Below are 25431 nucleotides of genomic sequence, written 5' to 3'. Positions count from 1 at the left end.
TCGAATTTTCAGCAGGCCGCCCCTGTAACACAGTTTTACCGGAAAGACAGTATGAACATTACCATCATTAACCACCCCCTCGTTAAACACAAGCTCACCCTAATGCGCGAGGCCGAATGCAGTACCTATAAATTCCGCACCCTCACCAACGAACTGGCGCGCCTAATGGCTTACGAAGCCAGCCGTGACTTTGAAACCGAAAACTATATTATCGACGGCTGGTGCGGCAAAATCGAAGGCCAACGCATCAAGGGCAAAACCTTAACCGTGGTACCGATTCTGCGCGCAGGTATCGGTATGTTAGACGGCGTTTTGGATTTGATTCCCACCGCCAAAATCAGCGTAGTCGGCTTGCAACGCGATGAAGAAACACTCAAACCCGTTTCTTATTTTGAAAAATTCGTCGACAGCATGGAAGCCCGCCCTGCCCTGATTATCGACCCGATGCTGGCAACCGGCGGCTCTATGGTGGCTACAATCGACCTGCTGAAACAAAAAGGCTGTCAAAATATCAAAGCCCTTGTGTTGGTTGCCGCACCGGAAGGGGTGAAAGTGGTGAACGAAGCCCACCCCGACGTGACCATCTACGCCGCCGCCCTCGACAGCCATCTGAACGAACAGGGTTATATCATCCCCGGCTTGGGCGATGCCGGTGATAAGATTTTCGGCACCCGTTAAATTGGTTTAAACGCTATTTATACAGCCATAACCAAAGGCCGTCTGAAACATTTTCAGACGGCCTCATTATTTGATTGCAATTAGTTTTTCATCGATTGAACCGGTGCGGGAATACGGCCGCCTCGGTTTACAAACACTTCGCACGAACCTTCTTTCACCGGCATAATCGGCGCATAGCCCAGCAATCCGCCGAACTCAACACTGTCGCCGACATCTTTGCCGGGCACGGGAATAATACGCACGGCGGTGGTTTTGCTGTTAATCATACCGATAGCGGCTTCATCGGCAATAATGCCGGAAATGGTTGCCGCCGAAGTGATGCCCGGCACGGCCACCATATCCAAGCCTACGGAACATACGGCCGTCATCGCTTCAAGTTTATCTAAGGTTAAAATACCGGATTCGGCAGCGGCAATCATGCCTTCGTCTTCCGAAACGGGAATAAACGCCCCGCTCAAACCGCCAACGGTGCCCGATGCCATCATGCCGCCTTTTTTCACCGCATCGTTCAATAACGCCAGCGCAGCGGTGGTGCCGTGCGTACCGCACACTGATAAACCCATGCCTTCGAGAATACGGGCAACCGAATCGCCGACGGCGGGGGTCGGTGCCAACGATAAATCGAGAATACCAAACGGAATATTCAACAGTTTGGCCGCTTCGTGGCCGATTAATTCGCCGACACGGGTAATCTTGAATGCGGTTTTTTTCACCACTTCAGCCACTTCGGTTAAGGTTTGCGCATTGGAATTTTCCAAAGCCGCTTTCACCACGCCCGGTCCGGAAACGCCGACATTAATCACGGCATCGGCTTCGCCCGACCCATGAAATGCGCCTGCCATAAAGGGGTTATCTTCCACCGCATTGCAAAAAACAACGATTTTGGCGCAACCGAAACCTTCGGGGGTGATGGCGGCGGTTTCTTTAATCATTTCGCCTGCCAATTTAACCGCATCCATATTGATGCCGGCACGGGTGCTGCCGATATTGACCGAACTGCATACAATATCGGTTTTTTTCATGGCTTCGGGTATCGAGCGAATCAATACTTCATCCGATGGCGACATGCCTTTTTGCACCAAGGCCGAAAAGCCGCCGATAAACGATACGCCGATATCTTTGGCGGCTTTATCTAAGGTTTCGGCAATGCTCACATAAGAATCGGCGTGTGTTGCAGCAGCAATTTGGGCAATCGGGGTAACGGAAATACGCTGGTTCACAATCGGTACGCCGTATTTCGCTGAAAGGTGTTTGGCGGTTTTCACCAAATCTTTACCGATGCGGGTGATTTTATTATAGATATTTTGGTTTAATTCATTGATATCACTGCTGATACAGTCGTGTAGATCGATACCGATGGTGATGGTGCGCACGTCGAAATGTTGGTCGGCCACCATGTGCACGGTTTCTAAAATCTCATCGGATTGAATAATGGTTGTCATAATGCTTAATCCTTATCAGCGGAGTCTGCGCCACCACAAGCCCACGCCAACTCATTGATATTTCGTTATTTCATATTAAATAAAAATAGCATGCTATTTCTTTTTACTCTTTTTAAGTGATTGCCGTTCATTAATCAAACAGGCGCCCCAAAGTACAATTACCATAATAATATGTGCAGGACTTCCCGATGCAAACGCAGAATATGTAACGTATAAAGCCGGTAAACCCAATATAATTAACCATATTAACCTTCGCATATTCATATTAATGAATCCTTTAAATGCGGTGCATGGCATTAAAAATTTCTTCGTTTTGCATACGGATATCCAGCGCCAGTTTTTTGCCCTGTTCGGCAAAAAGATCCAACATTTCCTGCCGTGTTTTCGGGCATTTTTCGGTGTCTACCAAAATAATCATGGTGAAGAAATTATCCATCAGCTGTTGGCTGATATTCAGAATATTCAATTGATTTTCAGCTAAAATTTTAGATACGTCGTACACAATGCCGACACGGTCTTTACCGATAACGGTGATAACTGAATGTTTCATATATTCGAACTTTCATAACGGATTAGTAAAAGGTTTTCAGACGGCCTGCATCCTATTAAGGCCGTCTGAAAACCATCAGTATCAATATTGCCGATACTTATTTTTCAGCAACGGCAAAAGCAACCACGGTATCTTCTTCATCGCTCATGCTCAAATGCACCTGTCTAATGCCCTGCTTATCCAACCATTTTTGCAGTTCCGGATCATAATGGAATTCGGGTTTGCCCAAAGCATCATGGCCGACGGTGATATGACGGAAAGTAACCGGCGAATGTATGCCCGTGCCGACGGCTTTGGCAAAAGCTTCTTTAGCGGCAAAGCGTTTGGCCAAAAAGTTCACCGGCTTGCCGGCTTGCGGGTATTCCAACATTTCCATCTGGCTGAGCAGGCGTTCTGCCAATGCTTTACCGTATTTTTTATGTAGTCTTGCAATGCGGCTGATGGTAACAATGTCGGTACCGATTCCGTAAATCATAGCAGCTCCTTTATAGCTGGGTTTTCAGACGGCCTATCTGCTTAGAAAGGCAGCGAACGGGCTTTAAACATAATGTCTTTCATTTGCCGTATGGCTTCAGGCAACCCGATAAAAACGGCTTGCGCAATCAGCGAATGGCCGATATTCAATTCTCGGATAGCCAAAATCTGAGCAATCGGGGTAACGTTATGAATCGTCAGGCCGTGGCCGGCATTCACAATCAGCCCCAAATCGCTGCCGAAGTTTGCCCCCTCTTCAATCCGCAGTAATTGCGCCTGATGTTCTTCATGGCTTGCGGCATCGGCATAAGCGCCGGTGTGCAGCTCGATAACGGGAGCGCCGACATCGCGGGCGGCCTGTATTTGGGCTTCGTCGGCATCAATAAACAGGGAAACGCGGATACCTGCTTCGGTGAGGATGCGGGTAAACTCGGCAACTTTATCCTGTTGCGCCAAAACATCCAACCCGCCCTCGGTGGTCACTTCTTCGCGTTTTTCCGGCACGATACAAACATCTTCGGGCATCACCTGCAAGGCGTTTTCCAGCATTTCTTCGGTTAAGGCCATTTCCAGATTCATGCGCGTGCGGATGGCGTTTCTAATTGCGAAAACATCTTCGTCGCGAATATGGCGGCGGTCTTCGCGCAAATGTAGGGTAATCAGGTCGGCGCCGTGCGTTTCGGCAATCAAAGCCGCCTCAAGCGGGCTGGGATAAACCGTACCGCGCGCATTGCGCAAGGTGGCGACATGATCGATATTCACACCCAATAACATTGTCCGTTTCCTTTCTTATTCGTTTTCAGACGGCCTTTTATGTTTACATTATTTAATTCAGGCCGTCTGAAACTGCTGCATCTGTTGTAACACTTGGCGGGATTTAATCCCCTCCGGCAGGCGGAAATCCAACAGCATCCGCGTTAGCTTCAAAGCCTGCTGCAAACTTTCCGTGCTTTCAAAAACGCCGCTATGCAATTGAATTAAATCGGCACCGCGAATCGCCAAGCCCTGCACTTCATGCGGCGGCAAACCGTTGGCATCGTCTAAAGGCAGCGGGGCGTGTTCGGGGCGCAACCAATATTGCCGCTCGGCCAAAACCGGCTGCCCGTGTTCGTCTTGCGTTAAATCGGGGGCGAAACCGAGTTCGGTTAGCAGCCGCCATTCAAAACTGCGCAATGCGGCGGCATGTTGGCTTTCTTCGGCAATGGTCTGCATCACCCTGCTTAACGCATCATACAATTCGGGGTGCGGATCTTCGCGGGCAGTCAGTTTATACACCAATTCGTTTACATACAGGCCGCTAAACAATGCCTTGCCCTGCGGCTGCCGCCAGCCACCCGTCCACTCCGCGCGATGCAGGGTTTTCAACTCTTGAGAACCATACCACGATGCACTCATCGGCACAAACGGCACCAACACGCCGCGCAATTCGCTTTGCCGTTTGCGGGCGCTACGCGCCAACAGAGCAACGCGGCCATAACGGCGGCTGAAAATTTCAAGCCACAAACTGCTTTCGCGCCACGGTTTGGCGGTCAGTAAAAAAGCTGGTTCGTGATTAACGCGGTGGGCTTGTGAACTCATAAGGTTTGCTAGAAAAAATGTCTTCGGATTATAACCCGTATCCCGCGCGAAACAACAAAGGCCGTCTGAAATTTTATGATTCAGACGGCCTATCCGCATTCACGGCTGATAAGGTATGTTTGAAACGTTTATGCCGTCCGCTCTACCGCTACGGCCAAGCCCATACCGCCGCCGACGCATAAAGTGGCAATGCCTTTTTTCTTATTGCTGCGCTGCATTTCATGCAACAGCGTTACCAAAATACGGCAGCCTGATGCGCCGATAGGATGGCCGAGCGCAATCGCTCCGCCGTTGACATTGGTTTTTTCAGGCGGCAGGTTGGTTTCCGCCATCACGCCCAAAGCTTGGGCGGCAAAAGCTTCGTTGGCTTCAAATAAATCCACCTCTTCGGTTTGCCAGCCTGCTTTTTTCAACACGGTTTTAATCGCATCCACCGGCCCTAAGCCCATGATTTCGGGTTCGATACCGGTAGCGGAATAGGCGCGGATAACCGCCAGCGGGGTTAAACCGAGTTCGGCCGCTTTTTCCGCCGTCATCATCACGACGGCAGCGGCACCGTCGTTAATACCCGAAGCATTACCGGCGGTTACCGTACCGTCTTTTTTAAAGGCCGGACGCAACGCGGCCAGTTTTTCGGCGGTGGTGTCGGCTTTGATGTATTCGTCTTTATCGATCACCAGCGGATCGCCTTTGCGGCGGGGCACGGATATGGGGGTAATCTCACCGTCGAATTTGCCTGCCGCTTGTGCGGCCGCGGCTTTTTGTTGCGACGACAAGGCAAATTTATCTTGCGCTTCGCGGCTGATATTCAGGCGTTCAGCAACATTTTCCGCCGTGATGCCCATGTGGTATTGGTTGTAAAAATCGGTCAGGCCGTCTGCCACCATGCTGTCGGCCAAGCTTGCCGGACCCATTTTCACACCTTGGCGCATATTAATGGTATGCGGGCTTTGCGACATAGATTCCTGACCGCCCGCTACCACGATTTCGGCATCGCCGCAGGCAATCGCCTGAGCCGCCATTTGCACGGCTTTCAAGCCCGAACCGCAAACAACGTTTACGGTTGTCGCCGGAATCCGTACCGGCAGTCCGGCCAAAATAGCGGCCTGACGGGCAGGATTTTGGCCGACACCGGCGGTTAGCACATTGCCCATAATCACTTCATCGACCTGTTCGGGTTTCAGGCCGGTTTGCTGCAATACATCACGAATCACTGCCGCGCCCAATTCCGGCGCACGCACGGGGGCAAGGCCGCCCAAGAAGCTGCCGACGGGGGTACGCTTGGCGGCAACAATCACAATATTACGGTTCATTCTTAACTTCCTTTCCAATCATGTTTCCAAGCCCCTTTAAAGATATTCAGACGGCCTGAAAACAGAAAGATTTTGTATAAAGGCCGTCTGAAACGGTTTCAGACGGCCACACTGCTTAAGCCAATACTTTTACGCCGGTGGCTGCTTGCAATTCATCGAAGCTGACGCCGTCGGCCAATTCCACCAGTTTCAGGCCGTCTGAAGTTACATCCAGCACGCCCAAATTGGTAATAATACGGTGGACGACTTTTTTACCGGTTAGCGGCAGTTCGCATTCGGGTTTGATTTTAAATGCGCCGTTTTTAGCGGTGTGGTCCATCAATACAATCACACGTTGCACACCGGCCACCAAATCCATCGCGCCGCCCATGCCTTTTACCATCTTGCCCGGAATCATCCAGTTGGCTAAGTCGCCTTGGCCGGATACTTCCATCGCACCCAAAATAGCCAGATTCACTTTGCCGCCGCGTATCATGGCAAAAGATTGCGAGCTGCTGAAAAAGCTGGCGCCAGTTTGTTCGGTAACGGTTTGTTTGCCCGCATTAATCAGGTCGGCATCCACTTCGTCTTCAGTGGGGAAGGCGCCGATGCCGAGCAACCCGTTTTCAGATTGCAACACCACATTCACACCGTCGGGAATATAGTTGGCGACTAAGGTCGGCAGGCCGATGCCGAGGTTGACGTAAAAACCGTCTTGCAATTCTTTGGCGGCACGTTGCGCCATTTGTTCTCTCGTCCAAGCCATAATTATGCCTCCCTTACGGTGCGTTGTTCGATGCGTTTTTCAGGATTCGCGTTCACGATAATGCGGTGAACGTAGATACCGGGTAGATGGATATGGTCGGGGTCTAGCGTGCCGGTTTCCACCAATTCTTCCACTTCTACAACCGTGATTTTGCCGGCAGTGGCCACATCCGGATTGAAGTTGCGCGCGGTTTTGCGGAAGATGAGATTGCCCGCTTTGTCGGCTTTCCATGCTTTCACCAGCGACACATCGGCCACCAATGCTTTTTCCATCAGATATTCTTCACCGTCGAACACACGGGTTTCTTTACCTTCGGCTACCTGCGTACCCACGCCTGTTTTGGTGAAAAAGGCGGGAATGCCGGCACCGCCGGCGCGCAATTTCTCGGCCAATGTGCCTTGCGGGGTTAATTCCACTTCCAGTTCGCCGGATAAAAATTGGCGTTCGAATTCTTTATTTTCGCCCACATAGGAAGAAATCATTTTTTTAATTTGGCGGGTGGCCAATAAAAGGCCGAGTCCGAAATCATCTACGCCGGCATTATTGCTGATACAAGTGAGCTCTTTCACACCGCTGTCACGCAGTGCGGCAATCAGCGCTTCGGGGATACCGCAGAGGCCGAAACCGCCCACGGCAATGGTTTGGCCGTCTGAAACGATGCCTTTTAAGGCTGAGACGGCATCGGGATAATGTTTGTCCATACTTTCTCCTTTGCTTAAAGCGTACATAATTCGTACATAACAGGCCGTCTGAAAACGATTCAGACAGTCTCATCTATTTTATTTTTCAACGTAATCAGCGCCGTTTTTATCAGGCCGTCTGAAACTATTATCGGTTTATTGGAAACGAAGCGCGGCATCCATATCCGCTGCTTCTTAATATTTTCTTTATTCGTCTGCTTGGCTGAGCGTAACGCCGGTAAACCCGAATATTAGGGTGAGAATCAGGCATAAATAACAGAAAAACGCGTAAGGCAGATAAGACAATACCGGCACATCCAACACGCTGCTGATAAACACCCCGCACACACTCCAAGGCACCAACGGATTCATGACCGTGCCCGCATCTTCAATAGTACGGGCGATATTGCGCGGGTGCAGACCCAAACGCTCATAAACCGGTTTGAAGGTATTGCCGGATAATAACAAGCTCAAATATTGTTCACCGATTAACACATTCACGCTTAAAGACGTAGCGGCAACGGTAAAGGTTGCCCGTCCGGCATTGGTTAACAGGTGGGCGATACCCTGCATCAGCGCCGGTAAAATCCCCAATGCATTCAATAAACCGCCCAAGCTAAGCGCCAAAATCACAATGGTTTGGGTAAAAAACATGCTGTTCACGCCGCCGCGTGAAATCAGTTTGGCCACATCACCAATCTCAAGGCCTTCGGCCGGTTTATAACCGCTGAAGAAATAGCCGCCTAATTGATCAATGCTGATATGGCTGTGAAAATAGGTAATGATTAAAGAAACGATAATCGTAATAATGATGGCATAAATGGCGTTGATTTTTCTCAACACCAACAACAATAAAACGGCAAACGGCAACAGCGCATAACCATGAATCAAACCGGTTGCCTCAAGATTGGCTCGATATTCCTGAATGCCTGCAATATCGGCCTGCGCCGAGTTACCGGACAACATCCAGAAAAAGATAGCCGTTAAAATCCAAGCCGGCAATGTGGTGTACATCATATTGCGGATATGCTCGAATAAATCGATGCCGACAATAGAAGCGGCAATACTGGTGGTATCCGAAAGCGGCGACATTTTATCGCCGAAAAACGCCCCCGACACCACTGCCCCGGCCACAATCGCCGGATTGGCATCAAAAGCTTCCCCCATGCCGAGGAAGGCCACGCCCAAGGTCGCACAGGTGGTTAAACTACTACCGATAGACACACCGACAACGGAAGTCAGTGCAAAAGCCGATAAATAAAACAGTTTGGGGGAAATCAAATCAAAGCCGTAATACATCAGAGTCGGAATCGAACCGGACATCATCATGGCCGACACCAACAGGCCGATAAAGAAAAACAGATAAATGGCGCCGATGCCCGACATCACACCCGATGCCATACCGTCTTGCATATCTTGAAAGCGAATGCCTTTAAATTTACCGAACGCCAGCAACCCGCACACCACTAAAATCACAGACAAATGCGGTATCCATTCAAAACCAATCATGGTTACGCCCATTACAGCCACAATCAGTACCGCTGCCATAACAGCCTCACCGGTACGAATCGTCAATAAAGGCTCGCGCATGATATTTCTCCTACTATTATTATTTTCTAGGGCTATGTATTTGATTCCGCATTATTTCAATCTGTATCTCCTATCCACAACAGACAGAATATGATGAAATGTTATCGTTCTACAAACATAAAACCGAGAGGCCGTCTGAATACGCTAATCGGTTTTCAGACGGCCTATACACTGATATTAATATTTTGTATTTACTTTATTAATAATGGTACCAAAAATATTATTACCGGCATCATCCAGCATTTCGATAGACACGACATCGCCATGTTGCATAAACGATGTTTGCGGCTCGCCTTTTTCAATCGTTTCATACATACGCAATTCAGCCAAACAGCAATAGCCGACACCGCCGTTTTCAACAGACGAACCGTAAAGATTGTCTTGTTTGTTGGAAACGGTACCGGAACCGACAATCGTACCGGCAACGGCATTACGGGTTTTCACCACATGAGAAAGCAGGCGGCCGAAATCGAAAGTCATATCCTGACCGGCATTCGGGAAACCGAATGGTTTATCATTCAATGAAACGCGCAACGGCAGGTGTACTTTGTTGTCTTTCCACGCATCACCCAATTCATCAGGGGTTACGGCTACCGGGCTAAACGCACTGGCGGGTTTACTTTGGAAGAAACCGAAACCTTTAGCCAATTCGGCAGGAATCAAACCACGCAAAGAAACGTCGTTCACCAACATTACCAAGCGAATCGCTTTGGCCGCTTCTTCAGGTGTCGCACCTTGTTTCAAATCGCCGCTAATCACAACCACTTCGGCTTCAAAATCAATACCCCATTCAGGTTTGGCCAACACTTCGTCACGCGGGCCGATAAAGCTATCCGAACCGCCTTGATACATCAACGGATCATCATAGAAAGATTCGGGCACTTCGGAATTACGCGCTTTACGCACCAATTCCACATGGTTCAAGTAAGCCGAACCGTCCGCCCACTGATACGCACGCGGCAGCGGCGAATGGCAGGCTTCTTGATTGAATGCTTCGCCTTTTGATGTATCGGCGTTTAATTCGTCATAAACTTTTTGCAATTGCGGTTTGGCAGTCTCCCAATCATCCAAAGCCGCTTGAAGCGTAGTAATTTCCGGCAATGTATAACGGCTCAAATCACGACTCACAACAACCAAACGCCCGTCGCGACTGCCTTGTTTCAAAGTAGCTAGTTTCATTTATTATCCTTTCAATTTCATTTTCATTATTGCGGTGTATCCGCATATCTCGAACCGGGTTCAAACGGCACAAAACCGTTTGAACCCAACCGCTCATATCATCAAGCAGTATCCGTTACACTTCCGGCGGTTCGGTACCATCGTGAATCCAACGTGCATGCTGCGGCGCACGTTTGGTTTCCGCCCACTCGTTAATCATCTCCCATTTCACTTTATCCAGCGCACGGTTCATTTTCGGCGTACTGATATCGCAAGCCAATTCGATACGGTGGCCGCTGGGATCAAAGAAATAAATAGATTGGAACAACGTATGGTTTACCGGCCCCAATACATCCACACCACCGGCTTCCAGTCTTTCTTTAGTGGCCAGCAGAGTATCCATATCGGCTACTTTCAAAGCCAGATGTTGTGTCCATAGCGGTGTATTGGGGTCGTGTCCCATTTCCGGTTTAGTCGGCAATTCAAAAAAAGCCAAAATATTGCCACCGCCCACATCGATAAAGATATGCATATACGGATCAGGTTCTCCGGTAGAGGGGACTTTGTCTTCCGCAATCGCCAATACAAAATCCATATCCAAGTGTTTTTTATACCATTCAACGGTTTCTTTAGCGTCTTTACAACGATACGCTACGTGGTGTACGCCTTGGGTAATACTCATCACATTTCTCCTTTTTGTGACAACAATAAAAATCGTAATTGTTTATAGAAAAATCAGGAGGTATGTTTTTGGATACCTAAATATTTTTGCAATAAGAAAACAAGTACAATAAAAACGGAAGGAACAGCAACGATATAGAATAATTGGTGAGGCTCCAAATTCTCATTCTGCATCAACCATCCGCCCAATACCGGACCGATAATCGAACCGATACGTCCTGCAGCCAAACTCCAACCCACACCTGTGGTTCTGGATTCGGTAGGATAATAATCGGCAGCCATCGCATTAATGGCAGGTTGCCCGCCGATAACGGTAAAGCCGATAATAAATACAACGATAAAGAACAACCAAATCATATTGACCGTACCGCCCAATAAAGCAATACCTGCAGCTGCAATCACATAACAGGGAACCAAAATTCTGTGGAAACCGACCCGGTCAATTAACAGACCCATTAAAATCGTACCGACCGTACCGCCCAATTGCAACGTTGCGCCTAATAATACGGATGCCTCTAAAGACATACCGGTCAACTTGGCCAAAGTCGGCAACCAGCTTGATAGGAAATACAGGGCAATCATATTCAGCAAACTGATGGCCCAGATACTGAATGTAAAACGGTGGCGGCCATGCTCAAATAATGCCTTAACCGGCATACTGCTTTCCGCTTTAACCGCTTCAAAACGCTCAGGTAACTCTTTGCCGGGGTAGAAAGCCTCTAATGAAGAACGTATTTTCGGGCTTTCCGGTTTATGCAAAACCAGATATTGCAGAGATTCGGGAAGGTATTTCAGCATGAAAATAACCAAAATAGCCGGGAAAATACCGCCCACGAAGAAAACAGACTGCCAACCGAAGTTCGGAATCAGAATGGCGGCAAGAAATCCGCCGAACATCGCACCGACGGTAAATCCGCAGGAAATAAACATCATCACCGAAACCCGTTGTTTTTGCGGTGTAATCTCACCACACAACGCCATCGCATTCGGCATAATCGCGCCCAAACCCAATCCGGTAACGAAACGCAATACAATCAATTGTTCAATGTTTTGCACGAATGCCGTAGCAATCATACACACGGCAAAAAACAGGGTCGACCACAACAATACCGGCCGGCGGCCTAATTTATCCGACAGATAGCTGAATATCAACGATCCGATAAATAAGCCGAATAAACCTGCACCAAATACCGTACCCAATTGGGATTTCTCAATCTGCCAATCTTGCAAAATAGCAGGTGCGGCATAGCTGATAGATTGTACATCGAAGCCGTCCAATATCATCAAAATAGCGCAAATAATCAAAATAATGTACTGACGCTTACCCAAAGGGTATTTATTGATGACGTCAGATACACGAGGAAGAGCGGACATAACTATTTCTCCTTCATTCTTACAATATCATTTTTGATTCTAATGAAATACACAATCGAAAATATTTCGACAACTCAAATTTATGACCAAATTATGATCATGATTTCGACATTTAGATAAATGCATATCATCATGCATTATCGGCTATCCTATATCAAAATTTTCATATCACAACCACGGACCAGCCGTGATTAATCATATATTAACAGAAAAATCATACTGCCAATGCTCCGCGACGGATTTGATCGCGTTCGAGCGACTCGAACAAAGCTTTAAAATTGCCTTCCCCAAAACCTTCGCGATAATCCCCTTTGCGTTGAATAAACTCGAAAAATACCGGACCCAGCAAGGTTTCTGAAAAAATCTGCAACAACAAGCGCGGCTCATCGCCCTCGGTCGTACCATCCAGCAAAATACCGCGTGCCTGCAATTCGGATACCGGCTCGCCGTGTCCGGGTAGGCGTTCGTCCAGCATTTCATAATACGCATCCACCGGCGCACTCATTAAAGGGATACCGGCTGCACGCAAGCGGTCGATAGTATCCGGCAGGTTATCGCTCAACAATGCAATATGCTGAATACCCTCGCCGCCAAACTGCATCAGATATTCTTCAATCTGACCGCCGCCCTGCTTGGCTTCTTCATTTAACGGAATACGGATAAGGCCGTCCGGCGCGGTCATCGCGCGGCTGGTGAGGCCGGTATATTCGCCTTTAATGTCGAAATAACGGATTTCTTTGAAGTTAAATAATTTTTCGTAGAAGCCGGCCCAAAAATCCATGCGGCCGCGATAAACATTGTGGGTGAGGTGATCGACGATTTTCAAACCGTGTCCGACCGGATGGCGGTCGACATCGGGCAGAAATTCAAAATCGATATCGTAAATAGAACGACCTTCTTCAAAACGGTCGATAAGATAAAGCGGCGCCCCGCCTATGCCCTTGATAGCAGGCAAGCGCAACTCCATAACCGAAGTCGGAATTTCAATCGGCTGCGCACCCAATTCCAAAGCCCGCTTATAAGCCAGATGCGCATCACGCACACGGAAAGCCATACCGCATGCAGCCGGGCCGTGTTCGGCGGCAAAGTATGCCGCATGGCTTTTCGGCTCGCGGTTGACAATAAAATTAATACCGCCCTGACGATACAGCAAGACATCTTTCGAACGGTGCCGCGCCACTAAGGTAAAGCCCATTTTTTCAAACAAAGGCTCTAAAACGTCCGCTTTGGGCGAGGCAAACTCAACAAATTCAAATCCGCATAAACCCATAGGGTTTTCAAACAAATCGGCCATTATATTTCTCCTCTCGGCAGAATTGGCAGAGTCAAATATCCGTTCGGCAAAACAACCGTTTTATCAGGCTTTCCGATACTAAAATAATTACTCTATACGAAAACAGTATATCGAATAAATCATAAAGCGGCTATTATTTATTAGACAATCAGTTTTTTACAATCCATTTATTAAAAAAATTTATGAATATAACCCTACGACAATTAAGAGCATTTATCGCTGTTGCCGAATACGGTAGTTTTACCCGTGCGGCAGAATCACTGTATCTTACCCAATCCGCACTCAGCGGGCTGATTAAAGAATTGGAAAAAAATTGGGAGGTTACCCTTTTCGACCGTACCACCCGCAAGCTACACCTTTCCGGTTATGGCAACAAACTGCTGCCCCAAGTTCAGCGCATTCTCAACGAAGTGGAAGCATTGGATATCGAATTGCAAAACCTGAAAAACTTCCATAAAGGGCAGGTTCACCTGGCCGTTTCCCAGCAACTGGCCGCCTCCGCCCTACCCGCCGTACTGGCGGGGTTTAAAGAACAATATCCCGATATCCAAGCCAACCTTATCGACTGCAATGTCGAACAGGTATTACAGCGTGTTAAAGACGGCGAAGTCGATTTCGGCTTGGGCCCGGAGCGTACCCACGGCAGCGACATCGAATCCGACTTTCTATTCAGCCTGCCCTTTTTTCTGGTAGTCCGGCCCGAACACCGGTTGGCGGGCAAAAACATTATTAACTGGAAAGATTTGGCCGACGAAGCCCTGATTACCCTCAGCAGCCCCTTTACCGACCGGCTGGCCGCTAACCTGCCCCAGCAAGCCGCCAACTATATTAATCAGCCCCGATACAGGGTCAATTTCCTGTCTACCGCCTTGGGCATGACCAAAGCAGGATTAGGTATTACCATGTGCCTGCCCTACGCCGCCGATTGGGTACGGCAACACGGCTTGGTAATGCGGCCGTTAGGGCGGCCGCAGGTGAAGCGCAGTTTTTATATTTACCGACTAAAACACCGTGCCGCCTCCCCCGCCGCGCAAACATTCAGCCAATTCCTACACACTTATATTGAAAAAGCTTTAGTTAACTTTTAAACGATTCCAGCCAAACAACTTCAGGCCGTCTGAAAAAATATTCAGACGGCCTGCCTAACTCAAACCCATCCTATTATGATTACCCCCGCCCCATACTTCCAAAGAACTAGCCTGATAATTAAAAAGCGGTTTCCCTATCCGCCTTTTGCTGTCGTCTTCAAGCCCTTTCGGTGCATATTTTCCACGCAACAACTGCTTTATATTTCAAAGTGTCAAAAAATATTTTCAGACGGCCTCAAGCCGTCGGGCAAATAAGCAATAATAAAGCATAAGGAACCAGTCATGAGCCATTTCTTAGACCGCCTGAAGTTTCTCAGCAGAACCCACGAACCCTTTGCCAACGGGCACGGCGTGGTTACCCTGGAAGACCGTAAATGGGAAAACGCCTACCGCAGCCGCTGGCAGCACGATAAAGTCGTGCGTTCCACCCACGGGGTGAACTGTACCGGTTCGTGCAGTTGGAAAGTTTATGTTAAAAACGGCCTGATTACTTGGGAAACCCAACAGACCGACTACCCGCGCACCCGCCCCGACCTGCCCAATCACGAACCCCGCGGCTGCCCGCGCGGTGCGTCATACAGTTGGTATGTCTATTCCGCCCAACGCGTCAAATACCCGATGATGCGCGGCGTATTGGCCGAAATGTGGCGCGAAGCGCGCAAAACCCTAGCCCCGATTGAGGCATGGGCTTCCATTGTCGAAGACAAAAACCGCGCCCAAGCCTACAAAACCCAGCGCGGCTTAGGCGGATTTGTACGCACAAACTGGGACGAAGCCAATGAAATCATCGCCGCCGCCAATGCCTACACCATTAAAAACTACGGCCCCGACCGCGTTATCGGCTTTTCACCGATTCCCGCCATGTCTATGGTCAGCTATGCGGCGGGTACACGCTACCTTTCCCTGCTCGGCGGCGTGTGCCTGTCGTTTTACGACTGGTATTGCGACTTACCGCCCGCCAGCCCGCAGGTTTGGGGCGAACAAACAGACGTCGCCGAATCGGCCGACTGGTATAACGCCAACTATCTGCTGGTGTGGGGTTCCAACGTACCGCTGACACGCACGCCAGACGCCCACTTCTATACCGAAGTGCGCTACAAAGGCACCAAAACCGTTGCCGTTTCTTCCGACTACGGCGAAATGGCCAAATTCGGCGACATCTGGCTGGCACCCAAACAAGGCACCGATGCCGCCTTGGCCATGGCGATGGGGCATGTGATTCTGAAAGAATTCCATCTCGACAACCCTTCCCCATATTTTACCGATTATGTACGCCGCCTAACCGATATGCCGATGCTGGTACGCCTGAATGCCGAAGGCAGCGGCTATGCGCCGCAATACTTCCTACGCGCATCCGAGCTTGGCGGATTCGACGCAGAACAAAACGCCGATTGGAAAACATTGGTTTGGGACGAGCTTTCAGACGGCCTCTGTCTGCCCAACGGCTCTATCGGTTTCCGTTGGGACGGCAGCCAAAAATGGAATCTGGAAAACTGCGCCCAAGAAAAAGACATTCAAGCCGCGTTATCCCTAAAAGAGCGTGCCGATGAAATTGTCGATGTCGGCTTTACCTACTTCGGCGGCGAGCACGACGATATCCTCTACCGCAAAGTGCCCGCCAAACGCATTCCTCTGTCTAACGGCGAAACCGCTTTGGTCGCCACCGTATTCGACCTGATGGTTGCCAACTACGGTATCGACAACGGCTTAGGCGGCGACAATATCGCCCAAGACTATTTCGACGATCAACCCTATACCCCCGCATGGCAGGAAAAACACACCGGCGTCAAACCCGAATTAGTGATTCAGGTTGCCCGCGAGTTTGCCCAAAACGCCCACGACACCGAAGGCCGCAGTATGGTGATTGTCGGTGCCGGCTTAAACCACTGGTATCATATGGATATGGCCTACCGCGGCATTATTAACATGTTGATGATGTGCGGCTGTATCGGCAAATCCGGCGGCGGTTGGTGCCATTATGTCGGTCAGGAAAAACTGCGTCCGCAATCGGGCTGGATTCCGCTGGCCTTCGCCACCGACTGGCACCGCCCGCCCCGCCAAATGAACGGCACATCCTTTTTCTACGCCCACACCAGCCAATGGCGGCATGAAAAAGTACATGCCGACGAAATCCTTGCCACTAATGCCGACGGCAGCATGGGCCGATTATCGATGATCGACTACAACGCCAAAGCCGAGCGCATGGGCTGGCTGCCCAGCGCACCGCAGTTAAGCGCCAACCCGTTGGATATTGCCGATCAGGCCGCCGCTGCGGGCAGCGATGCCGGCGCCTATATCGCAGGCCGTCTGAAAGACGGTTCGCTGGATATGGCCTGCAATGATCCCGACAACCCGCAAAACTTCCCGCGCAACCTATTCGTATGGCGTTCCAACCTGCTCGGCTCGTCTGCCAAAGGCCACGAGTATTTCCTGAAATACCTGTTGGGCACGCAAAACGCCGTATTAAACGACGAAAATGAAGACGAATGTATCAAGCCGTCTGAAATCAACGTGCGCCCCGCCGCCGAAGGCAAGCTCGACTTACTCACCGTGCTCGATTTCCGCATGTCCACCACCTGCCTGTATGGCGATATCGTTTTGCCGACCGCAACATGGTATGAAAAAGACGACTTAAACACATCGGATATGCACCCGTTTATCCATCCCCTCAGCGAAGCCGTGCAACCCTTATGGCAAAGCAAAAGCGACTGGGAAATCTACAAAGGCTTTGCCAAAAAATTCAGCGAAATCGCCAAAGACTATCTCGGCGTACGCAAAGATATCGTGTTAACCCCATTAATGCACGACAGCCCGCAAGAGCTCGGCCAACCGTTCGACCCCAAAGACTGGAAACACGGCGAATGCGACCCCGTGCCCGGCAAAACCATGCCTGCCGTTACCGTAGTCGAACGCGATTACGGCGCGGTTTACGACAAATTCACCTCGGTCGGCCCCCTGCTTGAAAAAGTCAACAACAACGGCAAAGGCTTGGCATGGAAAACCGAGCCCGAAGTAGAATTTTTACGCAAACTCAACGGCGTACGCAGCGAAGGCGTAGGCAAAGGCCAGCCGAAAATCGACAGCGCCATTGATGCCGCCGAAATGATTCTGACTTTGGCACCCGAAACCAACGGCCACGTTGCCGTTAAAGCTTGGCAGTCACTCAGCAAGGTTACCGGCCGCGACCATTCGCACCTGATTCAATCGAGCGAACACACCCAAATCCGCTTCCGCGATATCGTTGCCCAACCGCGCAAAATCGTTACCTCACCGATTTGGTCAGGCGTGGAAAGCGAAGAAGTGTGTTACAACGCCGGCTATACCAACGTACACGAACTGATTCCGTGGCGCACCCTCACCGGTCGCCAACAGTTCTACCAAGACCATAAATGGATGCGCGATTTCGGCGAACACCTATGCGTATACAAGCCCGCCGTCGACTTCAAAACCACCCGCAAGCTTTTGGGCAAACACCCCAACGGCAACAAAGAAATCACCCTGAATTTCCTAACGCCGCACCAAAAATGGGGCATCCACAGCACCTATTCCGAAAACCTGCGCATGCTCACCCTCTCGCGCGGCGGCCCGCATGTATGGCTTTCCGAAGCCGATGCCAAACGGGCGGGCATTGTCGATAACGACTGGGTAGAAGTATTCAACGCCAACGGCACCATCGCCTGCCGCGCCGTGGTCAGCCAGCGCATACCCGAAACCATGATCCTGATGTATCACGCACAGGAAAAAATCGTCCACACCCCCGCGGGCGAAGTTTCGAAAAAACGCGGCGGCATCCACAATTCCGTTACCCGCGCCATTCTGAAGCCCACCCACATGATCGGCGGCTACGCCCAGCTGGCCTACGGCTTCAACTACTACGGCACCGTCGGCTCCAACCGCGACGAATGGGTGATTGTGCGTAAAATGAATAAAGTGGACTGGATGGATACTCCGGTGAAGTAAATACTACTTTAAAAAAAACCTGCCTGAAACAATTTCAAGCAGGTTTTTTCTAATTTGTTTGTTCAATAACCAACGCCGTCTGAAAGCCCAATCTTTTATTTTCAGACGGCCTCTTAAAATATCGAACCCCATCTATTGAAAAACCATACCGTATCTTAATAATAAACGATAAAATAGGCGGATTTATGAAAATAACTGCAGATCAACCTTTGCAATAATCGTACTACACACTTTCCCTGCCCAACTGAACGATTACTTTTAAAACCAAAGAACCAAAAGCTATTTTGGTTATTCTGGCGAACTGTTACAAAATATCGCCACCCAATCAGAGAAAACAAAAATTTAAAAACATACAAACAGGGCCTCAGATTACCTATAACTAAAATAATAAACTGCTTTGAAAATTACAACGCCCCATGCCTGATTACAGCTTATTAAACCGAATAAATAACGATATGACGAACCGCAATAAAGAAGATATATGACAAATTTAAAAAAACCTTGTCTTTTTGATTCTTCCACTTACGATAACAAAGATAGTGGCGCGCCCCCTTATAACAATGAACCTATCCTTAAACTTAGTTCCGTCGATATATCTGAAAATATCATCCGTGAGCAAATGCCCGATATTCTTAATCTTTTACTCATTGATAGAACCACATCTACGTCTAAACATAAAAAAAATATTATCTGGGCCACCCAAAACTATATCCAATATGGCCAAAAGCACTATACGGCCACTTCTCAAATTAAGCCGGAGCTAATCACTGGTGATATGGGGCAAATTATTATGCCTAGAGTGCTAAAATCACAATTCATACAAAAACAGCGTACTAAATCAAAGGCTGAAGTATTCACGCCAACATGGATCGTTAAAAAACAAAACGATGCCATAGATGCTAATTATCTAAATGACGACTTAGAAACCTATATTAAACGTAAATGGCTGGAAATAACCTGTGGAGAAGCACCCTATATGGCAAGCCGCTACGATATGGAAACAGGCAGACTCATAAATCTTTTGGATAGAGTTGGTTTTATTGATCGCAAACTCCAAAGAATTAATGCCGAGATTGATAACAAAGCCGAGTGGCAGTTAATGGTTGAAAAAGCCTATCAAGCAAGTTATGGCTTTGAATGGAGCGGAGACTCTTTGCTATTAGCCCGTGAAAATCTACTCTATACATACCGAGACTATTACATGGCGAAATGGTTTGAAGAACCTAGTAACAGCTTATTGAAACAAATTGCAGAAATAATTAGCTACAATATATTTCAAATGGATGGGATAAACTATATCATTCCGCTATCAAACAAAAAAGAAAAAACTTTTAAAAATCAATTGGTACTGTTTGATAATACAGACTCCGAGAAAAACCGGATTACAAAAGGCATACGGGTAAAAATCATGAACTGGGATACGAAAAAGATGGCGTTCTTTGATAAAGCGATAAATCAAAATAATCAATAATAATGATGATACGGCAAGCTAATACAAAAGATATGAAGTTAGAAGATATTTCTTCATTTTAAGCACAAACTATGAATAACATCCATATCGCTCACCTAAACACTCCCCCTTGTGCTAAGAAGCAGGAAAGGCTTTCCAAAAAATATAACGAGCTTTTTAAAGGATATAAAAATTGAAATTTGATGTTGTAGTAGGCAATCCACCCTACCAAGAAAGCCGTGAAGATACTCGTGACGACTCGATTTATCATTATTTTTATGATCTGGCAGAAAAGGCCGGCTTTAAGTATTGCTTAATATCACCTGCCCGCTTCCTATTTAATGCAGGTAGTACAGACAGAAATTGGAATAAAAAAATGCTGTCTGATAAACATATAAATGTAGAATATTATGAGCAAAACTCCGCCAATGTCTTTCAAAACACAGATATTAAAGGCGGTGTTGCCATCATATATAGAGATAAAGATAAAAACTTCGGCGAAATAGGTACATTTACAGTCTTTAAAGTGCTAAACCATATTGTAAAAAAAGTATCGAAACTTACAAATGCAACAATGAGCAGTATCATATCGGGGCAAGGTATTTATAAATTCACACCCAAAATGCACGAAGATTACCCGGAAGTGATCAAAATCCTATCTAAAAACCACCCTAATGATGTTGGAACAAATGCTCTAACCACATTACATAATATATTATTCTATCCTGAAAAACCAAATGATAAACACGAATATGTTGCTGTTTTAGGCAGGTTCCAACATAAGCGGGCGCTACATTATATTCGCAAGGATTACCTAAACGAGCCTTTTGCATTTGATAAATGGAAAGTTATATTGCCTAAAGCAAATGGTAACGGAAAACTAGGAGAACCGCTTAGCTCCCCCTTTGTTGGCAGACCTTTAATCGGTTTTACTCAAACATTTATCTCTATTGGCGCTTTCGATAGTGAAATAGAAGCCCAAAATACACTGAAATATATAAAATCTAAATTTACCCGCGTTATGCTTGGGGTTTTAAAAATCACACAAGACAACCCTAGAAATAAATGGGAAAAAGTGCCTCTTCAAAACTTTACCTGCCATTCCGATATAGACTGGACTAAATCAATATCGGAAATCGATCAACAACTCTATAAAAAATACGGATTAAATCAAACCGAAATAGACTTTATTGAAAATAAAGTAGCCCCTATGAATTAACGATATCGACCCCTGATAAATAGAAAACTACATCATTAAATTATAATATTTAGTATGAATTCAAAAAAAAATAATACTCAATTTTTTATGGTTCCTATTTTGAAATATTATTTAACCCTTGATTTCTAAAAATAAGATAAGTTTATGTCATACTATAAAACAAATGCTATCTATGAAAAGATTATCCAAAACCATTTAAACCGCTTTCATTTTGTTTCTCAAAATGCTTGGATTCTGGTTTATGCAAACCATCTTAGCGAGCCTAAGATTATCGTTCTGGCCCATAATAAAAAATGGCAAGCTGATGAAAAAATTCTAGAACTAACCAATAGAATAGCCCAAGAAGCAAAGCTACCGCTTATCAGGGTTTGTTTTGATAGCGAAGCTTCATCGATTGATTCCATGTTAGTGGCAATGAATAATTTACCTGAAAAAACTTTGAATTTAAATGAAATGAAAGAACTCTATTCCAGCTATGGATTAAATATTAAAAATAATATCGCGAATAAAGCTGTCAATAGTCAAACAAGTAGTGCCTATCATGACTGGCAAAGAAGTAGTTTAGGAAGTGATATAGTGGTTTCCGATATAGACTTAATAAAAGAAAAAAGCAAACAATTACTTGTCATTCTAGAACTGAAGAGGTCATATATAGGCTTGGATGAATGGGTTCCTTACAGAGAAGATTTTGCCAACTTCAGGGTTCTTGATAATCTATGTAAACTATCAGGCAATAAGTTCTTTATTCTATATAACCAACGCCGTACAACACCTTTTTTCGATGATGCATCAAGACTCACCGTCTTTACTTTTAATAATGGTGATCCCCTCAAAATAGGGCAATATAATTTTAAAGATCTGTTTATAGACTCTTAATACCCATTTAAGAGCCTATTTAAAACAGCAAACAAAATAACTTTTTTAAAACGGCGATTTATTTTTTCATTTTCCAAAACAAATAAGCCACTCCGGCCAATATGCGGTTTTTCCAACTTAGCGGCAACAACAGGCTTTTTCTTAAAAGATGATGGGTCGGGATAATATCAGTTAAGCCTAAAACGGTATCCAGACCGCTGTGCTGCTCGTTGGCTTTTTTCATTTTTAAATGTTGTGCGGTAATTTTCAAACGCATTAAGTCGGCTTCTAATTCCAACAATTGACGCTGTTCGGATTTATTCACCATCTTTTTCTCCCATTTTCTGTTGTGCTTTGCTTTCTTGTGTTTTGCCGGATAAATAAGCTAAATCTTCTTGAATATCGCGTAGCGTGGCGACAACTTGGGCATTTCTCTGCTTCCATGAGGAAACGGCCCACGAAACCATAAAGATAATAATTAGCAGACATACTACGGTAATACCGAAAAACACCCAGATTTTAGCCTGATCGTCTAATACATAATTCAAGCCGAGCAAAAGACTAATCATGCTTAACACAAACAACGCGCCCATGAATACGACGGAAGCGAAAATTTTAACGATGGTTGCTGCCTGTTCACTTAAATCAATTTGCAGCATCCGCAAGCGCAAAACCAATAAATCGGCACCTTGGTTAAGTAGTATCTGCATGTGGCTGAATTTTTGTTTTAAGCTCATAATTATCCTTTGATAAAGATATAGAGGCCGTCTGAAAAATAATGGCGGCGGCTATGCGGCATAGTTTATATATATTCGAAAATTATAATCTATTTTTACCGGATTAGCTTCAATCGGGATATCGGTATGATTAATGCAGCATGATATCCGAACGGGAATAAATTTTAAAATAATCTTGATAATAGATATTTATTGCTTTGGGGATACGGCGATAATATTTAAAGGCCGTCTGAAAGGCTTTTTCAGACGGCCTTTATTGCTAAGATTAACGACGGTTGAGCAATACGCCGACAACCAATCCGGCCAATGCGGCAAAACCCATTGCATAGTAGGGTTTGTCTTGAATCAATTCATCGGCTTGTCTGGCTGTATCTTTTACTCTTCTGGCTGCCTGATCTTCAAAGTCAGACAATTTTGATTTGGCAGAGCTTAATTTATCTTGTAATTTAGCTTTTAATGCTTTGGCTTCTTCGGTGCCGTTATCTACGCCATTTTTATAAAGTTCTTCAACATCATTCAATACTGAACGAACTTCTTTCATCAATGCATCTTTTTGACTTTCAAAATCTTGTTTCATAGGATTCTCCTAGCTGTTTGAATTTGGATTGGGGTTGGAACTCAGATACGGCAAAAATCTCTGCCAGTCTTTTAAATATGCCTGAAATTTGATTATTCAATATGATTCAAATGTTTAAATAGGCTAAATTATGTTAATAATAAAATAAATTCATAATAAAACCCTCTTAAGCAAGAGCTTCAGAGGGTTTTTATCAGCATAGATATTAAAATTTATTTAATACGCATATCACCGGTTTCAACAAAGCGTTGGTGCCATGAAAGCGCTTCGTTGAGCATATGCGGCGTATGCAGGCCGCCGGCTTTTTCGGCACGGTCGAGATAGTCTTTCAACATATCGCGGTAGTCCGGATGCGCACAGTTTTCAATAATCAGTTTGGCGCGTTGGCGCGGTGCTTTGCCGCGTAAGTCGGCCATACCTTGTTCGGTTACGATAAACATCACATCGTGTTCGGTGTGGTCGTGGTGGGAAACCATCGGTACGATACATGAAATCTTGCCGTCTTTGGCTACCGACGGGCTCACGAAGAACGACCAGAACGCATTACGGGTAAAGTCGCCCGAACCGCCGATACCGTTCATCATGCGGGTACCCATCACATGAGTAGAGTTCACATTACCGAAAATATCGGCCTCAATCATGGCGTTCATACCGATTACGCCCAAGCGGCGGATTAATTCGGGATGGTTGGTGACTTCTTGCGGGCGCAGAATAATTTTGCTGCGTAAGGTTTCGATATTGTCATTAAAGCGTTGCAAGGCATCCGGGCTGAATGACAATGCGGTTGCCGAAGCGGAAACCATTTTGCCGTTTAAAATCAAATCCAGCATACCGTCTTGCAACACTTCGGTATAGCCGTAAAGGTTTTCAAACGGGCTGTCCTGCAAGCCGGCCAATACGGCGTTGGCAACGTTACCCACACCTGATTGCAACGGCAACAGGTTGGCCGGCAGGCGGCCTGCTTTTACTTCGTGTGAGAAGAAGTCGATAATTTGCGAAGCGATGCGTTTGGAATTTTCATCGGGGTCGGCGAATTTGCTATTGCGGTCTGGCAGATCGGTAACCACAACGGCCACAACTTTATTCAAATCGATTTCAAAATAAGGGGTACCGATGCGGCCATCGGGTTTTTCCAACGGAATCGGTTTACGGTTGGGCGGGGTGCCGATATCAGGATGGATATCGTGCATGCCTTCCAGCAGAATGTGTTGGCGGCTGTTTACTTCGAGAATGATTTTATCGGCGGCTTTCATCCATTCGTTATTGGTGCCGACACCCATAGAAGGAATAATGCGACCGTCTGGCAAAATACCGGTGATTTCAATCAGGGCAACATCCATTTTGCCATAGAAACCGAAGCGGACTTGTTGTTCTACATGCGATAAGTGCATATCGACATAATTCACTTCGCCGGCATTAATGCTGTTGCGCAAGGTGGGATCTGATTGGAAAGGAGTACGGAAATGAATACCTTTGGCTTGTGCCAAAACGCCGTCGCAATCGGCTGCGGTAGAAGCACCGGTTAACATACCGATGGTAAATTTTTCGCCGCGCTCGTGTGCTTCTTCCATTTGTTTGGCTAAAGCGGCCGGAACGGCTTTCGGATAGCCGGCACCGGTAAAGCCGCTGATGCCGACATTCATGCCGTCTTTAATAAAGCTTGCCGCCTGTTCGGCCGACATAATTTTGGCACGCAAGCCTTCATGTTGTACGCGTTCTGCATTGGCAGTCATATAAGTGTCTCCTCTTGAAACATCCGGCAACCGCTTAAGCGGCGACCGTTAGGATTAATATTCAGGTTAACGGCTCCAGTGTAATATTGCTTAGCCGATTCTCAAGCAATATATAATAAAGGTTTTATGCTGTAAAGAAGGTATAGGGAAGGAACTTGAATAATAGCGTTAGAATTGATTGAAATTGCATAAAAAACCGCTTATCACCGCATAATATTGCCAAAAGGCCGTCTGAAATAAATTATTTCAGACGGC

The 25431-nt window shown here is 46.8% G+C and carries 24 protein-coding genes; 7 read left to right on the top strand and 17 right to left on the bottom strand.

Annotated elements, in window-relative coordinates; translation table 11 throughout:
• The first annotated feature begins 51 nt into the window (after positions 1-51).
• A complete protein-coding gene (gene upp, locus NXS09_RS04510; protein ID WP_259291372.1) occupies positions 52-678 on the top strand; it encodes a uracil phosphoribosyltransferase in 627 nt (208 codons plus the stop codon).
• 80 nt (positions 679-758) lie between these two features.
• Here upp and NXS09_RS04505 read toward each other — a convergent pair whose 3' ends face one another.
• The 5 genes from NXS09_RS04505 to recO form a co-directional block, all read right to left on the bottom strand.
• On the bottom strand, positions 759-2120 hold the full coding sequence (locus NXS09_RS04505; RefSeq protein ID WP_259291371.1) for a PFL family protein: 1362 nt from the start codon (positions 2118-2120) through the stop codon (positions 759-761).
• 277 nt (positions 2121-2397) lie between these two features.
• Entirely contained in the window at positions 2398-2670 is a 273-nt protein-coding gene (locus tag NXS09_RS04500; RefSeq protein ID WP_259291370.1) for an ACT domain-containing protein, read from the bottom strand.
• Positions 2671-2767: 97 nt separating this feature from the next.
• Positions 2768-3145 (bottom strand): holo-ACP synthase, encoded by a 378-nt coding sequence (gene acpS / locus NXS09_RS04495; RefSeq protein WP_259291369.1) that lies wholly within the window; start codon positions 3143-3145, stop codon positions 2768-2770.
• Positions 3146-3186: 41 nt separating this feature from the next.
• The gene (gene pdxJ / locus NXS09_RS04490; RefSeq protein WP_259291368.1) at positions 3187-3918 is read right to left on the bottom strand and encodes a pyridoxine 5'-phosphate synthase; all 732 of its coding nucleotides are present in this window, start codon (positions 3916-3918) and stop codon (positions 3187-3189) included.
• A gap of 57 nt (positions 3919-3975) precedes the next feature.
• Positions 3976-4722, bottom strand: coding sequence for a DNA repair protein RecO (gene recO / locus NXS09_RS04485; protein WP_259291367.1), 747 nt, complete (start codon positions 4720-4722; stop codon positions 3976-3978).
• 17 nt (positions 4723-4739) lie between these two features.
• Between recO and NXS09_RS04480 the strand changes: the two genes are divergently transcribed.
• Positions 4740-4904 (top strand): hypothetical protein, encoded by a 165-nt coding sequence (locus NXS09_RS04480; protein WP_259291366.1) that lies wholly within the window; start codon positions 4740-4742, stop codon positions 4902-4904.
• Here the strand turns inward: NXS09_RS04480 and NXS09_RS04475 are convergent.
• From NXS09_RS04475 to hppD, 8 genes are all read right to left on the bottom strand, one after another.
• A complete protein-coding gene (locus NXS09_RS04475; protein WP_259291365.1) occupies positions 4851-6035 on the bottom strand; it encodes an acetyl-CoA C-acetyltransferase in 1185 nt (394 codons plus the stop codon). The two genes, NXS09_RS04480 and NXS09_RS04475, sit on opposite strands and share 54 nt — an antisense overlap.
• A 115-nt stretch (positions 6036-6150) precedes the next feature.
• Positions 6151-6780: a 3-oxoacid CoA-transferase subunit B gene (locus NXS09_RS04470; RefSeq protein WP_259291364.1), complete on the bottom strand. Its 630-nt coding sequence runs from the start codon at positions 6778-6780 to the stop codon at positions 6151-6153.
• Positions 6781-6782: 2 nt separating this feature from the next.
• Positions 6783-7481: a CoA transferase subunit A gene (locus tag NXS09_RS04465; RefSeq protein ID WP_259291363.1), complete on the bottom strand. Its 699-nt coding sequence runs from the start codon at positions 7479-7481 to the stop codon at positions 6783-6785.
• Between the two features lie 186 nt (positions 7482-7667).
• Positions 7668-9050 carry a Na+/H+ antiporter NhaC gene (gene nhaC, locus NXS09_RS04460; protein ID WP_259291362.1) on the bottom strand — a complete coding sequence of 461 codons (1383 nt, stop codon included), beginning with the start codon at positions 9048-9050 and terminating at the stop codon, positions 7668-7670.
• 177 nt (positions 9051-9227) lie between these two features.
• Positions 9228-10229 carry a fumarylacetoacetate hydrolase family protein gene (locus NXS09_RS04455; protein ID WP_259291361.1) on the bottom strand — a complete coding sequence of 334 codons (1002 nt, stop codon included), beginning with the start codon at positions 10227-10229 and terminating at the stop codon, positions 9228-9230.
• Positions 10230-10344: 115 nt separating this feature from the next.
• Complete coding sequence (locus NXS09_RS04450) at positions 10345-10890, bottom strand: VOC family protein (protein WP_259291360.1); 546 nt, start codon at positions 10888-10890, stop codon at positions 10345-10347.
• Positions 10891-10943: 53 nt separating this feature from the next.
• Positions 10944-12263: an MFS transporter gene (locus tag NXS09_RS04445; protein WP_259291359.1), complete on the bottom strand. Its 1320-nt coding sequence runs from the start codon at positions 12261-12263 to the stop codon at positions 10944-10946.
• A 214-nt stretch (positions 12264-12477) separates the two neighbouring features.
• Entirely contained in the window at positions 12478-13557 is a 1080-nt protein-coding gene (gene hppD / locus NXS09_RS04440; RefSeq protein WP_259291358.1) for a 4-hydroxyphenylpyruvate dioxygenase, read from the bottom strand.
• Between the two features lie 182 nt (positions 13558-13739).
• Here hppD and NXS09_RS04435 point away from each other — a divergent pair, with 182 nt between their 5' ends.
• The 5 genes from NXS09_RS04435 to NXS09_RS04415 all read left to right on the top strand — a co-directional run bounded on the left by NXS09_RS04435 (position 13740) and on the right by NXS09_RS04415 (position 22150).
• A complete protein-coding gene (locus tag NXS09_RS04435) occupies positions 13740-14645 on the top strand; it encodes a LysR family transcriptional regulator (protein ID WP_259291357.1) in 906 nt (301 codons plus the stop codon).
• A gap of 282 nt (positions 14646-14927) precedes the next feature.
• On the top strand, positions 14928-18605 hold the full coding sequence (locus tag NXS09_RS04430; protein ID WP_259291356.1) for a nitrate reductase subunit alpha: 3678 nt from the start codon (positions 14928-14930) through the stop codon (positions 18603-18605).
• A 481-nt stretch (positions 18606-19086) separates the two neighbouring features.
• A complete protein-coding gene (locus tag NXS09_RS04425; RefSeq protein WP_259291355.1) occupies positions 19087-20076 on the top strand; it encodes a restriction endonuclease in 990 nt (329 codons plus the stop codon).
• A gap of 172 nt (positions 20077-20248) precedes the next feature.
• On the top strand, positions 20249-21274 hold the full coding sequence (locus tag NXS09_RS04420; RefSeq protein ID WP_259291354.1) for an Eco57I restriction-modification methylase domain-containing protein: 1026 nt from the start codon (positions 20249-20251) through the stop codon (positions 21272-21274).
• 144 nt (positions 21275-21418) lie between these two features.
• A complete protein-coding gene (locus NXS09_RS04415; RefSeq protein ID WP_259291353.1) occupies positions 21419-22150 on the top strand; it encodes a hypothetical protein in 732 nt (243 codons plus the stop codon).
• 58 nt (positions 22151-22208) lie between these two features.
• On the opposite strand, the gene NXS09_RS04410 is transcribed toward NXS09_RS04415, so the two are convergent.
• From NXS09_RS04410 to scpC, 4 genes are all read right to left on the bottom strand, one after another.
• Complete coding sequence (locus NXS09_RS04410) at positions 22209-22457, bottom strand: hypothetical protein (RefSeq protein WP_259291352.1); 249 nt, start codon at positions 22455-22457, stop codon at positions 22209-22211.
• Positions 22447-22866 (bottom strand): phage holin family protein, encoded by a 420-nt coding sequence (locus NXS09_RS04405; protein ID WP_259291351.1) that lies wholly within the window; start codon positions 22864-22866, stop codon positions 22447-22449. Before NXS09_RS04405 ends, NXS09_RS04410 begins: the two co-directional genes overlap by 11 nt.
• A gap of 265 nt (positions 22867-23131) precedes the next feature.
• Positions 23132-23443 (bottom strand): ElaB/YgaM/YqjD family protein, encoded by a 312-nt coding sequence (locus NXS09_RS04400; RefSeq protein WP_259291350.1) that lies wholly within the window; start codon positions 23441-23443, stop codon positions 23132-23134.
• A 212-nt stretch (positions 23444-23655) separates the two neighbouring features.
• Positions 23656-25176: a succinyl-CoA:acetate CoA-transferase ScpC gene (gene scpC / locus NXS09_RS04395; protein WP_259291349.1), complete on the bottom strand. Its 1521-nt coding sequence runs from the start codon at positions 25174-25176 to the stop codon at positions 23656-23658.
• Positions 25177-25431: the final 255 nt, after the last annotated feature.

It is taken from the genome of Neisseria montereyensis (assembly GCF_024834045.1).
GTDB classification, from domain to species: domain Bacteria; phylum Pseudomonadota; class Gammaproteobacteria; order Burkholderiales; family Neisseriaceae; genus Neisseria; species Neisseria montereyensis.
This window is presented reverse-complemented; position numbering and strand designations above follow the sequence as displayed.

Coding starts and splice junctions, on each gene's coding strand:
- upp (WP_259291372.1), top strand. CDS start 52: ATGAACATTACCATCATTAACCACCCCCTCGTTAAACACAAGCTCACC.
- NXS09_RS04505 (WP_259291371.1), bottom strand. CDS start 2,120: ATGACAACCATTATTCAATCCGATGAGATTTTAGAAACCGTGCACATG.
- NXS09_RS04500 (WP_259291370.1), bottom strand. CDS start 2,670: ATGAAACATTCAGTTATCACCGTTATCGGTAAAGACCGTGTCGGCATT.
- acpS (WP_259291369.1), bottom strand. CDS start 3,145: ATGATTTACGGAATCGGTACCGACATTGTTACCATCAGCCGCATTGCA.
- pdxJ (WP_259291368.1), bottom strand. CDS start 3,918: ATGTTATTGGGTGTGAATATCGATCATGTCGCCACCTTGCGCAATGCG.
- recO (WP_259291367.1), bottom strand. CDS start 4,722: ATGAGTTCACAAGCCCACCGCGTTAATCACGAACCAGCTTTTTTACTG.
- NXS09_RS04480 (WP_259291366.1), top strand. CDS start 4,740: ATGTCTTCGGATTATAACCCGTATCCCGCGCGAAACAACAAAGGCCGT.
- NXS09_RS04475 (WP_259291365.1), bottom strand. CDS start 6,035: ATGAACCGTAATATTGTGATTGTTGCCGCCAAGCGTACCCCCGTCGGC.
- NXS09_RS04470 (WP_259291364.1), bottom strand. CDS start 6,780: ATGGCTTGGACGAGAGAACAAATGGCGCAACGTGCCGCCAAAGAATTG.
- NXS09_RS04465 (WP_259291363.1), bottom strand. CDS start 7,481: ATGGACAAACATTATCCCGATGCCGTCTCAGCCTTAAAAGGCATCGTT.
- nhaC (WP_259291362.1), bottom strand. CDS start 9,050: ATGCGCGAGCCTTTATTGACGATTCGTACCGGTGAGGCTGTTATGGCA.
- NXS09_RS04455 (WP_259291361.1), bottom strand. CDS start 10,229: ATGAAACTAGCTACTTTGAAACAAGGCAGTCGCGACGGGCGTTTGGTT.
- NXS09_RS04450 (WP_259291360.1), bottom strand. CDS start 10,890: ATGAGTATTACCCAAGGCGTACACCACGTAGCGTATCGTTGTAAAGAC.
- NXS09_RS04445 (WP_259291359.1), bottom strand. CDS start 12,263: ATGTCCGCTCTTCCTCGTGTATCTGACGTCATCAATAAATACCCTTTG.
- hppD (WP_259291358.1), bottom strand. CDS start 13,557: ATGGCCGATTTGTTTGAAAACCCTATGGGTTTATGCGGATTTGAATTT.
- NXS09_RS04435 (WP_259291357.1), top strand. CDS start 13,740: ATGAATATAACCCTACGACAATTAAGAGCATTTATCGCTGTTGCCGAA.
- NXS09_RS04430 (WP_259291356.1), top strand. CDS start 14,928: ATGAGCCATTTCTTAGACCGCCTGAAGTTTCTCAGCAGAACCCACGAA.
- NXS09_RS04425 (WP_259291355.1), top strand. CDS start 19,087: ATGACAAATTTAAAAAAACCTTGTCTTTTTGATTCTTCCACTTACGAT.
- NXS09_RS04415 (WP_259291353.1), top strand. CDS start 21,419: ATGTCATACTATAAAACAAATGCTATCTATGAAAAGATTATCCAAAAC.
- NXS09_RS04410 (WP_259291352.1), bottom strand. CDS start 22,457: ATGGTGAATAAATCCGAACAGCGTCAATTGTTGGAATTAGAAGCCGAC.
- NXS09_RS04405 (WP_259291351.1), bottom strand. CDS start 22,866: ATGAGCTTAAAACAAAAATTCAGCCACATGCAGATACTACTTAACCAA.
- NXS09_RS04400 (WP_259291350.1), bottom strand. CDS start 23,443: ATGAAACAAGATTTTGAAAGTCAAAAAGATGCATTGATGAAAGAAGTT.
- scpC (WP_259291349.1), bottom strand. CDS start 25,176: ATGACTGCCAATGCAGAACGCGTACAACATGAAGGCTTGCGTGCCAAA.